Source organism: Mesorhizobium sp. LMG 17147, assembly GCF_024297145.1.
Lineage (GTDB): Bacteria > Pseudomonadota > Alphaproteobacteria > Rhizobiales > Rhizobiaceae > Mesorhizobium.
This window is the reverse complement of sequence record NZ_JANCTC010000006.1, coordinates 345120-358194: the sequence shown is the minus strand read 5'-3', so window position 1 is coordinate 358194 and position 13075 is coordinate 345120. Positions and strand designations below refer to the sequence as shown.

Here is a 13075-nt window from a genome sequence, read left to right as displayed (position 1 = left end):
ACGCTTTCAAGGGGCTGTCCTTCATCCATCCGGAACGCTTCCAGGAGGATGGCTGGTCGCCTCCGGGCTTCACCGCCTTTGTCTCGTCGATCATCGAATCCGGTGTCGATCCGAGCCGCATGGATGGCATAAGGTCACAGCTGAAGTCGATCGGGCTCGAACCTTATGATTGCCTCAATCCTGGCCTGATGGACTATATCGCCACCTGGACGGCCAAGAGATCCGGCGCGTTGCCGGCCTAGTAGCCGCTCGACTATCATCGATCGAGCCGGGCGACGCCGCCCGGCTCTTTCACATTTGGAACAACGATGCCCGCACCTGCTATTCTCGTCGACGCCGATGCTTGCCCGGTGAAGGCCGAGGTCGAAAAAGTCGCCGAGCGGCACGGCATTGTCGTCACCTTCGTCTCCAATGGCGGCTTGCGTCCGTCGCGCGATCCGATGATCCGCAATGTCGTCGTCTCCAAGGGCGCGGACGCCGCCGACGACTGGATCGTCGAAAATGCCCGGTCCAACGACATTGTGGTGACCGCCGATATCCCGCTTGCCGCGCGCGCGGTGGCGCTTGGCGCCCACGTACTTGGTCCGACCGGACGCCCGTTTACGCCCGAAACGATCGGCATGGCGGTGGCGATGCGCGACCTCAAGCAGCACCTGCGCGAAACCGGCGAGAGCAAGGGCTACAATTCGAGCTTCGCGCCGCAGGATCGCTCGCGGTTCCTAGGCGAGCTTGACCGCATCCTACGGCGAGCGCTGAAATCCGCGCCAGCGGACTGAAAACCATGGCGGCTGGTACCACGACCAAGATGCCCATGCGACGCCACACGCTGTTCGCGGTGTCGGCCTGCATCGGCGTGGCAGCCTTTGGCGCAGCGCTGATCTGGCGTGCGCCGCTTGCCTATTCGATCGGCGCCAATGTGTTCTTTGCCGCCTATCTCGTTCTTGTCGTCGCCCACATGCCGCGGCTTACCGGCAGCTATCTGCGCAAGAATGCAGGCGACACTGACCTGCCGGTACTGGCGATCTTCGCGGTCACTCTGGTTGTGGTCGCTATTGCCATCATTTCATTGTTTCAATTGATCAACAGGGAGAAGAGCGCGGATCCCGTCGAGCTTACGGTCGCGCTGCTGTCTATCCCGCTTGGCTGGTTGACCATCCATGCCATGGCGGCACTTCACTACGCGCATCTCTATTGGTTGGACGGCGATGCGATGGATGGCGACACCAAAAAGAGGATTCCAGTCGGCGGCCTCGACTTCCCGGGCGGCAAGCGACCGGAGGGCTCGGATTTCCTCTATTTTTCGACAGTGATCGGCATGACGGCGCAAACCGCCGACACCAACATCACGACCTCGCAAATGCGCCGTGTCGTGCTTGTGCATTCGATCCTGTCGTTCTTCTTCAATACAGTCATCGTCGCAGCCGCAGTCAACCTAGCCGTCAGCCTCGGCAGTCCGTAATAAATCCGTGATCGGGTGAAACATCGCTTAGGCTGGCGACGTATTGGGAGGAGAAGATATCTGACAGGCCGCGGCGAACGCGCGGCCGGAGGAACAACAGATGGAATCGCTTGCCAGAAACCAAGCCGCCGGAGCAGATACCGCCGCGCCGAGCGATGTGACGCTGATCTATCGCCAGTCGCGCTGGACGCGGCTGACGCATTGGCTATGGGCGATCGCGCTGTTCTTCATGCTGCTTTCCGGCCTGCAGATCTTCAACGCCCGCCCGCAGCTCTACATCGGCAAGGAGTCGGGCTTTGGCTACAACAACACCGTCTTCGCCATCGGCGCCGAGAATACCGCGGCTGGCCCGCGCGGTTACACCGAAATCTTCGGCAAGCGCTTCGATACCACTGGCGTGCTCGGCTGGTCGGGTCCGGCCGGCCAGGAGACTTCCCGGGCTTTCCCGTCCTGGGCGACGATCCCTTCCTATTACGATCTCGGCACCGCGCGCGTCGTTCATTTCTTCTTTGCCTGGGTGCTGACCACCACGCTGCTGGTCTGGCTGGTCGCCAGCCTCATCAACGGCCATTTGCGCCGCGATCTTGCCCCGCGCCTCGATGATTTCAGGCGCCTGCCGCGAGACATTGTCGACCACGCCAGGTTCAGGTTCCATCACACGCGCGAATACAACACCTTGCAGAAGATGGCTTATGGCGGTGTGCTGTTCGTGCTGCTGCCGCTGATGATCATCACCGGCCTTGCCATGTCGCCGAGCATGGATTCGGTGCTGCCGTTCCTGAACGATTTGCTCGGCGGCCGTCAGACGGCGCGCACCATTCACTTCACGGTGATGCTGCTGCTCGTCGCCTTCTTCATTATCCACATCCTGATGATCCTGGCCGCCGGTCCGATCAACGAGCTGCGCTCAATCATCACCGGCTGGTATCGAACCGACCCGCCGGCGCATGCCGACAATGCGCCAGAGAGGAGTGCCTGACATGGCGAAATTCGAGATCAGCCCCAAGCTACAGATAAGCCGAAGAAAGTTCCTGACCTCGGCCAGCCTCGGCCTTTCCGGCATCATGCTGTCGGGCTGCGACGCCTTCGACAGCCAGCTTGGCGTCGGCGACAGCCTGCGCAGCTTCCTCGAAAGCGCCAATGGCCTGACCTGGCGGGCGCAGCGACTGCTTGCCGGCGCTGATGCGCTGGCGCCGGAATTCACCGAGGCCGACATTCGCCAGCCGCAGCGGCCGAACGGCGTCACCGCACCCGACGACGATTTCTACAAGGGCCTGCTCGCCAGCGATTTCGCCGACTGGCGGCTGGAGGTTTCCGGCCTTGTCGAAAAGCCGCTGTCGCTGACCCGCGAGCAGCTGATGAACATGCCGAGCCGCACCCAGATCACCCGCCACGACTGCGTCGAAGGCTGGAGTTGCATTGCCAAATGGACCGGCACGCCGCTGTCGCTGGTGCTCGACCAGGCCGTGGTCAAGCCGCAGGCGCGCTATGTCATGTTCCACTGCCTCGATACGATCGACCGCAGCCTTGCCGGCGATATCAAATATTACGGCTCGATCGACCTGATCGATGCCCGTCATCCGCAGACGATCCTTGCCTATGGCCTCAACGGCAAGCCGCTGCCGGTCGAGAACGGCGCGCCGCTGCGCGTCCGCGTCGAGCGCCAGCTCGGCTACAAGATGCCGAAATACCTCTACAAGATCGAGCTGGTCGACGGCTTCGCCAATATCGGCGGCGGCAGAGGCGGCTATTGGGAGGACAATGGCTACGATTGGTACGGCGGCATCTGACTGAAACCTGATCTCAGTTTCGCCTAACCTAACTGTCGTCGTCGCTGTCGTCGCCGTCGCTCCGCAGGGCCGGATTCAGGTCGGGATTATCGTCCGGGGTGACGAGCTTCCCAAGCCCGTGCGGTCCTTGGTAGTTGCCGTGGGTATCGAAGTTGGGATTGCCCTGATTGTCGAATTGCGGCGTCGGATCAATCGATTGGTCGTAACGGCGCGGGCGCGGCTTCGGATAGTAATTATCGGAATGATGGCGATGCGAATTGCTGTTGTCGAGAATGGCGCCTACCACGCCGCCGACGATAATGGCTGCGGCGAGGTCGCCAGCAGAGGGATTGCGGTTGGGGCCGGCGACTGCGAATTCGGCCGAGCAACCATTGTCGACCCAGATGCCGCCGCCATCATAGCCCCAGCTTCTACCGTATACGCAACGCGCCTTCGATAGACGGGAGGTCAACTGCACGCCACGTCGCGTATCGACCCCGCAATAGGAATAACGGTAATCGGCGCTGGAGCAGACCACGCGTTTTGCCCCCGCAGCCTGCGCTGCCACCGGCAGCAACGAAAGCTTCGCCGGGTTGCCCAGGATGCAACCCAGGAACATCATCGAACCGGTAACCGCCATCCGTGCCGACATCGCAACTCTCCATCAGGGTCCGCTATCGACAGAATGGCACCTCTGTGTAAGTCTGACAACCGGACGGGCTCAGTGAGGTTATATTAATGCGCGCTAAGATTATCGCCACTATTATACTTGCCCTTTCTGCATGGTTGGCTTTGTCGCTGCTGCCAGCCCGGGCGGACGACAGCCTCAAGCGCATCATCGATCAGAAGACACTGACGGTCGGCGTCGCGCTTAATCCGCCATGGATCCTCAAGAAGGCCGACGGGAAGTTCGCCGGCTATGATGTCGACCTGACCAGTGCGCTGGCGTCCGATCTCGGCGTCGACCTGAAGCTGATCGAGGTGCCATGGAACGACCTCAAGACGCGATTGCTCAAGGGTGAGTTCGACATGATCGCGGCGGGCTACGCCAGCACGCCGGAACGCGCACGCGAGGTGGTGTTCTCCGACCAGACCGGTACCGCCGATATCCGCATGGTGGCGACGATCGCCAGCCTTGGGAAAAGGCCGGGCAAGGCACTTGCGGCGCCGGGCTACAAGATCGCCGTGCTCTCCAACTCGACGGACGAAGCCGCCGCGAGGGAAGCATTCCCGAAAGCGGCCATCGTTTCATTCGACAATGCGGCCGATGTTTTCGCCGCCGTCATCAGCGGGCAAGCACAGGCGATGGTGGCGACATCGCCGACGCCGCAAATGGCCGCCAGGCTTTATGACGCCAAGCTCAAGCTGGTGGGCGGCCCGCTGTTGCGGACGCCGGAAGCGTTTGCCATGCGGCCGGACGATGTCCGCCTCATCCAATACGTCAACAACTGGATCGGCGCGCGCACCGCCGACGGCACCATAGGCGGCGTTCGCCGCTACTGGTTCGGCAGCTTCAAATGGATGTCGCGCTTCGAGACAGCCAAGCCCGAGCCCGCAAAACAATAGGGTCGCGACCTGTTCGCGACGAGGCAGCGAAGACTTGCCAGTAAAAATGTCGCTGGCAGGTGACAAGGTGTCGTCCACGGGCTATGGATGACGAGTCGAGGGCTCCTGACCGAGTCCTACCTGTTTGCGGGAGAGAGCAGCGAGAGCTGCCGCCGAAGGGGAAATCGCCCGAAATCTCTCAGGCAAAAGAACCGTAGACGGGAAAGACACTCTGGAAAGTCGGGGCTTGCCCCCGCGCCGAAGGTGTAAGCGCTGCCGACAGAGTTACGGGGCGCGAGTCTCTCAGGCTTCAGACAGAGGGGCACGGACTGGTCGCCATTCGCGGCCGCTTGCGTGCGACTCTGGAGATGACATGACGGGCGACGACACCAAACACCTTCCCCTCGAAGATCTGCATGTGGCAGCCGGTGCGCGCTTTGGCGCCTTCGCCGGCTGGTCGATGCCGCTGACCTATCCGGCCGGTGTGATGAAAGAGCATCTGCACAGCCGCGAGCATGCCGGCCTGTTCGACATCTCGCACATGAAGCTGTTCGAAATCAGCGGTTCGGGGGCAGCAGCGCTTCTGAACCGCGCCTGCCCGTTCGATGCCGGCGCGCTTGAGGTTTCCCAGTCCAAATACACGTTCTTCCTCAACGAGGCCGCCGGCATTCTGGACGATCTGATCGTCACCAGGCTTGGCGCCGAGCGCTTCATGATGGTCGCCAATGCCGGCAATGCCGCCGCCGACGAAAAACATCTGCGCGCATTGGTCAAAAATTTCGAAGCCGAGGGCGATTTCGACGTGAAGGTGGACGCACTCGACCGCGTCTTCCTTGCCATCCAGGGCCCCGAAGCGTGGGCTGCCCTTTCCCGCGCCGGCATCGAGACCGGTTCGCTGGTGTTCATGCACGGCATCGAACCGCGCGAAAAATGGTTCATGAGCCGGTCCGGCTATACCGGCGAAGACGGCTTCGAGATCTGCCTGCCGGAAGCGGATGCGCGAAACCTCGTCACCAGGCTGCTCGAGGACGAGCGGGTGATGTGGGTCGGCCTTGCTGCCCGCGACAGCCTGCGGCTCGAAGCCGGGCTGTGCCTACACGGGCTGGACATCACGCCGGAGATCGATCCGGCCAGCGCCGGGCTGATGTGGGCGATCCCCAAGGAGGTTCGCGCCTCTGGCGCCTTCATCGGCGCCGATGCGCTGCGCGCCATCCTGCAGCGCGGCCCGGCGCAAAAACGCGTCGGCCTGAAGCCGGAAGGCCGCCAGCCGGTGCGCGCCGGTGCTGCCCTTTTCGATGCCGACGGCAACCCTGCCGGCCACGTCACCTCAGGCGGCTTCGGCCCCTCGGCCGGTCATCCGGTCGCAATGGGCTACGTCCAGACGCCGCTTGCCAAGTCCGGCGCAAAACTGTTCGCCGATGTCCGCGGGACGAAAATCCCGGTCGACATCCACCCCTTGCCCTTCACGCCCCATCGCTACCGCAAAGGATGATTTCAATGGCAAAGACCTATTTCACGGAAGATCACGAATGGCTTCGCGTCGAGGGCGGCGTCGCCACGGTCGGCATCACCGACTACGCGCAGCAGCAGCTCGGCGACCTCGTCTTTGTCGAGCTGCCGGAATTGGGCAGAAAGCTAGCCAAGGGCGACACCGCCGTAGTGGTCGAATCGGTCAAGGCCGCATCGGACGTCTACGCACCGGTCGACGGCGAGATCACCGAGGCCAACACCTCGCTGTCATCGGATCCTTCGCTCGTCAATTCGGCGGCAACCGGCGACGGCTGGTTGTGGAAGATGAAGCTGGCCAATGAGAGCCAACTCGACGGGCTCCTCGATGAAGCCGCTTACAAAGCCCATATTGGTTGATAGCAGGACCAGGAAGATGACCGCAGCACCCTACCCCTTCTCGGCTCGCCATATCGGCCCGGGCCTCCATGACGTCAGAGCCATGCTGGCGACGATCGGCGTCCCTTCGGTCGAGACCCTGATCAGTCAGGCAGTGCCGAAGTCGATCCGGCTCGACCGGCCGCTGGCCCTGCCCGCCCCCGCAAGCGAAGCGGAAGCGCTGGCCGAGCTCGCGGCGACGATGGCAAGGAACACGGTGCTGAAGAGCTTCATCGGCACCGGTTATCATGGCGTCCATGTGCCGCCGGTAATCCAGCGCAACCTGTTCGAGAACCCGGCCTGGTATACCGCCTACACGCCTTACCAGGCCGAGATCAGCCAGGGCCGGCTGGAAATGCTGTTCAACTTCCAGACGCTGGTGACGGAATTGACCGGCCTGCCGGTGGCATCGGCCTCGCTGCTCGACGAGGCGACGGCGGTGGCCGAAGCGGTCGGCATTGCGCTGCGCCATCATCGCGACAAGCGCACCAAGGTGGCACTGGCCGGCACGCCGCACCCGCAGACGCTGGACGTCGTGCGCACCCGCGCCGAGCCCCTGGGCATCGAGGTGGACGGCGAGGTGATCGACGACAACACCGCCGCCCTGCTGGTCTCCTGGCCCGATACATTCGGCGTCTACGGCAATCACAAGGCAGCGATCGACAAGGCCCGTGCCGCCGGCGCGCTGGTCGTCTTCATCGCCGACCCGCTTGGCTTGACGCTGACCGATGCGCCGGCCAGGCTTGGCGCCGACATCGCCGTCGGCCCGATGCAGCGTTTTGGCGTGCCGATGGGCTTTGGCGGGCCGCACGCCGCCTATTGCGCGGTCTCCGACAGGCTGACGCGGCTGATGCCCGGCCGGCTCGTTGGCCAGTCGACGGATAGCAAGGGCCGTCCCGGTTATCGCCTGGCTTTGCAGACACGCGAGCAGCATATCCGCCGCGACAAGGCGACCTCCAACATCTGCACCGCACAGGCGCTGCTCGCCAACATGGCGACGGCCTACGCGATCTGGCATGGCCCTGCCGGGCTGCAGGCGATTGCCGGCCGCGTTCACACGCTGGCCAACCGCCTGGCCGGCGGCCTCAAGGCAGCGGGCGTTTCGGTGGTCGGCGAAAGCCGGTTCGACACGGTGACCGTGGAAGTGAAGGGCAGAGCCGGAGCGATTGCCGCCGCCGCAGAAAAGACGGGCCGCCTGCTGCGCGTCATCGACGCCGACCATGTCGGCATCAGCTTCGACGAGACCTCCACCGAAGCCGATCTGGAGGCGATCGCAGCACTTTTCGGCGCCAAGGCCGGCGTTGCCGCCGGCAGTTCCATGCCAGGAAAACCGCGCGGCAAGGAGTTCCTCACCCAGCCCGTGTTCCGGGAAAACCACTCGGAAACCGACATGATGCGCTTCCTGCGCCGGCTGGCCGACAAGGACCTGGCGCTTGACCGCGCCATGATCCCGCTCGGCTCCTGCACCATGAAGCTCAACGCCGCCGCCGAAATGATGCCGGTGAGCTGGCCTGATGTCGCCAACCTGCATCCCTTCGCGCCGGCAAACCATTCGATAGGCTATCGCGCCATCATCGACGAGTTGGAAGGCTGGTTGGCGGAGATCACCGGCTTCGACGCGGTGACCCTGCAGCCCAATGCCGGCAGCCAGGGCGAATATGCCGGGCTGCTCGCCATTCGCCGCTATCATCTGTCACGCGGCGAAGGCCATCGCACCGTCTGCCTGATCCCCTCCTCGGCGCATGGCACCAATCCGGCAAGTGCGGCCATGGCCGGCATGAGCGTCGTCGTCGTGCGCTGCACCGAGGACGGCAATATCGACATGGACGACCTGCAGGCCAAGGCGGCCGAGCATGCGCACAATCTCGCGGCGCTGATGTTCACCTATCCTTCGACGCATGGCGTCTTCGAGGAAGGCGCGCGCGACCTCTGCGCCCTCGTCCACAGCCATGGCGGCCAGGTCTATTTCGACGGCGCCAACCTCAACGCGCTGGTCGGCCTCGCCCGTCCCGGCGATATCGGCGCCGATGTCTGCCACATGAACCTGCACAAGACCTTCTGCATCCCGCATGGCGGCGGCGGCCCCGGCGTCGGCCCGATCGGCGTCAAGGCGCATCTGAAGCCGCATCTGCCCGGCCACGTCACCGAAGGCTCGGTCCATGCCGTGGCGGCGGCACCGTTCGGCAGCGCCTCGATCCTGCCGATCACCTGGATGTATATTCGCATGATGGGCGCTTCCGGCCTGAAGCAGGCGACCGAGACGGCGATCATCTCCGCCAACTATGTGGCGACGCGGCTTGGCGAGCATTTCCCCCTGCTTTACAAGGGGCGCAACGGACGCGTCGCGCATGAATGCATCCTCGACACCCGCGTGCTCAAGGACAGCGCCGGCATCAGCGTCGACGATATCGCCAAGCGGCTGATCGACTATGGCTTCCACGCGCCGACCATGTCGTTCCCGGTCGCTGGCACGCTGATGGTGGAGCCGACCGAATCCGAGCCCAAGCGCGAGCTGGATCGTTTCTGCGAGGCCATGATCGCCATAGGCGGCGAGGCAGCCAAGGTGGCGAACGGCGAATGGCCGTTGGCCGACAATCCTCTGGTCAACGCTCCGCACACCGCCGCCGAGGCATTGGCCGGCCAATGGACTCATCCCTATTCGCGTCTGGAGGCGGCCTACCCCGCCGGCGATGCCGATACGGCGGCAAAGTACTGGCCGCCGGTGTCACGCATCGACAATGTCGCCGGCGACCGCAACCTTGTCTGCTCCTGCCCGCCGCTGTCGGAATATCTGGGTGCGGCGGAATAGATCATGATTCCGAAAAGTGGAATCCGGTTTTCCGACAAGATCATGGGTCTAACAAGAAGCTAGAAACCCCAATCAGGCAGAACGCAAGGCCGGCCCGTCGGCCTTGCTCGCCCGGTCCCGAACGACCACGCGATTTCGCCCGGCGCGCTTTGCCGCATAGAGTGCTGCGTCGGCTTCGGCCAGCACATCGTCGAGACCGGTGCCGTTTGTTCCGCCAAAGCCGATGCCGCCGCTGACTGTGCTTCGCAACGGACCAAGTTGTGTGGCCACGACTTCCGTGCCGAAGGCGACGCTGATCTTGCTCGCAATGTCATAGGCCTTCTCTTCCGGCATCCGCGACATGACGAGCACGAACTCCTCGCCGCCCAACCGGAACGCGTCGACGCCGGTCCTGGCGTATTTCCTGATGACGGCGGCAAAGCGGCGCAGAACCTGGTCGCCGACCGGATGACCGAAAACGTCGTTCGTCCTCTTGAAATGGTCGAGGTCGAACATGGCGACGGACATGAACGGACCGAAGACCCGCTCGCCGTAGAGTGCCGTCAACGCCCGCCGGTTCATCAGCCCGGTCAATGGATCGGTCATCGTCTCGGCCTTCAATTCGATCTGCGCCTGCAAATGGTGCAGGGAGAGCGTCAATGCGCCGAGCCCGGTCATGCAGGCGACAGCCACGACGGAATTCACCCGCTCGGCCCAATTGTCGGGCGCAACACCCAGCACCCATTGCCCCTTGACCAGCAGGACCGCGCCGCAAAGTCCGAACGACAGCGCACAGACGCCGCTCAGGAACGAGACGACCAGCAATATCCGTCGATCGTGACCACCCTCAATCCAGAACATCACCCCGATGAGCGAGAGCAGCGCCGTTACCGTCGCGTAGGTGACGATGAAGCCGACACCATCAAACCCGAGATACGTCGCGCCCGCGCAAACAGCCGTCGCAACCAAGGTCGGCAAGATGGCGCGCCTGTAATCGCCTATGCCGAGATATTGCATGGCCGACAGGCAGATAATCAGGAAACCGAGGCTGAGAAGCGCAAGCACGATCTGGCAGAGCCAGGCGCTTGGATCCCTGGTGTAATGCCAGAACAGCACCACATGTGCGACGAGCACGAGAATGCCGCACGCCACCGTCAGCACAAAGCGTGCCTGTGGCGCGGTGAACCAGATCGCAAACATGGTGATGCTAAGGCACGTGCCCGACAGCGCCGCCGCGAGCAGGAGCGAACTGTAATCCAACATGCGTAAGCGACAGCCTCGTGAGCGTTCCGCTGCATTCTAGGTCAGCGACAGTCCGCAAATATCGTTTTTTCAGCCAGTCTTCCGGCGTAACCTTCGGACAAGGTTTACAAAGCGTCGATGCTCCAAGCTTCGACCCCATTTCCGCCGCTTGGCTGTCGAATGGTTTTGCAGTAAGAGGCTCTATCCTCGAACGTAACAGGAACCTCCGTCGCCTGCCCGCGAAAAGCGTGGCAGTATCGGGTGGTGATTCGCAGCATCGGAATCCAGGACCGGCATGGACGACAACAACGATCTTTTCGCCAAATTGGACAAGCAGCCGCAGCCGGCTCGCGCCGCCACGCGCCCGGCCGATCCGCTGGTGCAGGCGGCGAAGCGGCCGGCGCCCCGCGACGCCAGCGAGAGTTACAGTGCCGCCGACATCGAGGTGCTGGAGGGGCTGGAGCCGGTGCGCCGCCGCCCGGGCATGTACATTGGCGGCACCGACGACAAGGCGATGCACCATCTGTTCGCCGAGGTCATCGACAACTCGATGGACGAGGCGGTCGCCGGCCATGCGACCTTCATCGATGTCGAGCTTTCCGCCGACGGATATCTGTCAGTCACCGACAACGGCCGCGGCATTCCGGTCGACCCCCACCCGAAATTCAAGAAGCCGGCGCTTGAACTCATCATGACGACGCTGCATTCAGGCGGCAAGTTCGACAGCAAGGTCTACGAGACGTCCGGCGGCCTGCACGGTGTCGGAGTTTCCGTCGTCAACGCGCTGTCCGACCATCTCGAGGTCGAGGTCGCGATTGGGCGCAAGCTCTATCGCCAGCGCTTCTCACGAGGCGTTCCGGTGACCGGCCTTGAGCAGCTCGGCGACGTGCACAACCGGCGCGGCACGAAGATTCGCTTCCATCCAGACGAGCAGATTTTCGGCAAGGGCGCGGCGTTCGAGCCGGCGCGGCTCTACCGCATGGCACGGTCAAAGGCTTATCTGTTCGGCGGTGTCGAAATCCGCTGGACCTGCGATCCCTCGCTGATCAGGGAAAAGGACACGACGCCGGCCAAGGCCGAATTCCATTTTCCAGGCGGCCTCAAGGATTATCTGAAAGCCTCGCTCGGCGACGAATTCCAGGTCACCCGTGAAATGTTCGCCGGCAAGAGCGAGAAGCAGGGCGGTCACGGTTCGCTCGAATGGGCCGTGACCTGGTTCGGCGGCGACGGTTTTATCAATTCCTATTGCAATACCATCCCGACCGCGGAGGGCGGTACGCATGAGGCCGGATTCCGCAACGTGCTGACGCGCGGCTTGCGCGCCTACGCCGATCTGGTCGGCAACAAGCGCGCCTCGATCGTCACTTCCGAGGATGTGATGATCTCGGCGGCGGGCATGCTGTCGGTGTTCATCCGCGAACCGGAATTCGTCGGCCAGACCAAGGACAGGCTGGCAACGATAGAGGCGATCCGCATCGTCGAAACCGCCATCCGCGACCCGTTCGACCACTGGCTGGCGGACAATCCGCAGGAGGCCTCGAAACTGCTCGAATGGGTGATCGCGCGCGCCGACGAACGGGTGCGCCGCCGCCAGGAAAAGGAAGTGTCGCGCAAGAGTGCGGTGCGCAAGCTGCGCCTGCCCGGCAAGCTCGCCGACTGCACACAGAATGCCGCCGCCGGCGCCGAGCTCTTCATCGTCGAGGGCGATTCGGCCGGCGGTTCGGCAAAGCAGGCGCGCGACCGCGCCAGCCAGGCGGTGCTGCCGCTGCGCGGCAAGATCCTCAACGTCGCCAGTGCCGGCAGCGACAAGCTTGCCGGCAACCAGCAGATATCCGACCTGATCCAGGCCTTGGGCTGCGGCACGCGCTCGAAATACCGCGACGAGGACCTGCGTTACGACCGGGTCATCATCATGACCGATGCCGATGTCGACGGCGCCCATATCGCCTCGCTGCTGATCACCTTTTTCTACCAGGAGATGCCAAACCTGGTCCGCGGCGGCCATCTCTACCTGGCGGTGCCGCCGCTTTATTCGATCCGCCAAGGCGGCAAGGTCGGCTATGCCCGCAACGACGCGCATAAGGACGAACTCCTGCGCACCGAATTCACCGGGCGCGGCAAGGTCGAGATCGGCCGCTTCAAGGGGCTGGGCGAAATGATGGCCGCCCAGCTCAAGGAAACCACCATGGACCCGAGAAAGCGCACGCTGCTCAGGGTCGATGTGATCGACGCCGAGGCGGCGACCAAGGATGCTGTCGACGCACTGATGGGCACCAAGCCCGAGGCCCGTTTCCGCTTTATCCAGGAACGCGCGGAATTCGCCGAGACGGAAGTGCTGGATATCTGAGCGTCTTCTGCCAGGTGAGCCACAGACAGCGGTTTGTTGCT

Annotated in this window: 11 protein-coding genes, 1 pseudogene and 1 riboswitch; of the genes and pseudogenes, 10 read left to right on the top strand and 2 right to left on the bottom strand. The window is 63.3% G+C overall.

Annotated features, from left to right (window positions below):
• From NMG46_RS14845 to NMG46_RS14825, 5 genes and pseudogenes are all read left to right on the top strand, one after another.
• Nucleotides 1-242 (top strand): annotated as a pseudogene (locus tag NMG46_RS14845) (aldehyde-activating protein); the annotation flags it as partial.
• A gap of 66 nt (nt 243-308) precedes the next feature.
• The gene (locus NMG46_RS14840; RefSeq protein ID WP_254818384.1) at nt 309-776 is read left to right on the top strand and encodes a YaiI/YqxD family protein; all 468 of its coding nucleotides are present in this window, start codon (nt 309-311) and stop codon (nt 774-776) included.
• A gap of 5 nt (nt 777-781) precedes the next feature.
• A complete protein-coding gene (locus tag NMG46_RS14835; RefSeq protein WP_254818383.1) occupies nt 782-1459 on the top strand; it encodes a DUF1345 domain-containing protein in 678 nt (225 codons plus the stop codon).
• 100 nt (nt 1460-1559) lie between these two features.
• Entirely contained in the window at nt 1560-2438 is an 879-nt protein-coding gene (locus NMG46_RS14830; protein ID WP_254818382.1) for a cytochrome b/b6 domain-containing protein, read from the top strand.
• 1 nt (nt 2439) lies between these two features.
• Nucleotides 2440-3249: a molybdopterin-binding protein gene (locus NMG46_RS14825; protein ID WP_254818381.1), complete on the top strand. Its 810-nt coding sequence runs from the start codon at nt 2440-2442 to the stop codon at nt 3247-3249.
• Nucleotides 3250-3277: 28 nt separating this feature from the next.
• Here the strand turns inward: NMG46_RS14825 and NMG46_RS14820 are convergent, their stop codons facing one another.
• Nucleotides 3278-3880: a DUF3011 domain-containing protein gene (locus NMG46_RS14820; RefSeq protein ID WP_254818380.1), complete on the bottom strand. Its 603-nt coding sequence runs from the start codon at nt 3878-3880 to the stop codon at nt 3278-3280.
• An 86-nt stretch (nt 3881-3966) separates the two neighbouring features.
• On the opposite strand from NMG46_RS14820, the gene NMG46_RS14815 reads away from it, so the two are divergent.
• From NMG46_RS14815 to gcvP, 4 genes are all read left to right on the top strand, one after another.
• Nucleotides 3967-4794, top strand: a complete 828-nt coding sequence (locus tag NMG46_RS14815) for a transporter substrate-binding domain-containing protein (protein ID WP_254818379.1) — start codon at nt 3967-3969, stop codon at nt 4792-4794.
• 117 nt (nt 4795-4911) lie between these two features.
• Nucleotides 4912-4998: riboswitch (glycine riboswitch) on the top strand.
• 148 nt (nt 4999-5146) lie between these two features.
• On the top strand, nt 5147-6265 hold the full coding sequence (gcvT, locus tag NMG46_RS14810) for a glycine cleavage system aminomethyltransferase GcvT (RefSeq protein WP_254818378.1): 1119 nt from the start codon (nt 5147-5149) through the stop codon (nt 6263-6265).
• A gap of 5 nt (nt 6266-6270) precedes the next feature.
• Nucleotides 6271-6639 (top strand): glycine cleavage system protein GcvH, encoded by a 369-nt coding sequence (gcvH, locus tag NMG46_RS14805; RefSeq protein WP_254818377.1) that lies wholly within the window; start codon nt 6271-6273, stop codon nt 6637-6639.
• A gap of 16 nt (nt 6640-6655) precedes the next feature.
• Complete coding sequence (gene gcvP / locus NMG46_RS14800; protein ID WP_254818376.1) at nt 6656-9466, top strand: aminomethyl-transferring glycine dehydrogenase; 2811 nt, start codon at nt 6656-6658, stop codon at nt 9464-9466.
• Between the two features lie 72 nt (nt 9467-9538).
• On the opposite strand, the gene NMG46_RS14795 is transcribed toward gcvP, so the two are convergent.
• A complete protein-coding gene (locus NMG46_RS14795) occupies nt 9539-10708 on the bottom strand; it encodes a GGDEF domain-containing protein (protein WP_254818375.1) in 1170 nt (389 codons plus the stop codon).
• A gap of 274 nt (nt 10709-10982) precedes the next feature.
• Here NMG46_RS14795 and parE point away from each other — a divergent pair, with 274 nt between their 5' ends.
• Nucleotides 10983-13034, top strand: a complete 2052-nt coding sequence (gene parE / locus NMG46_RS14790; RefSeq protein ID WP_254818374.1) for a DNA topoisomerase IV subunit B — start codon at nt 10983-10985, stop codon at nt 13032-13034.
• The last annotated feature ends 41 nt before the right edge of the window (nt 13035-13075 follow it).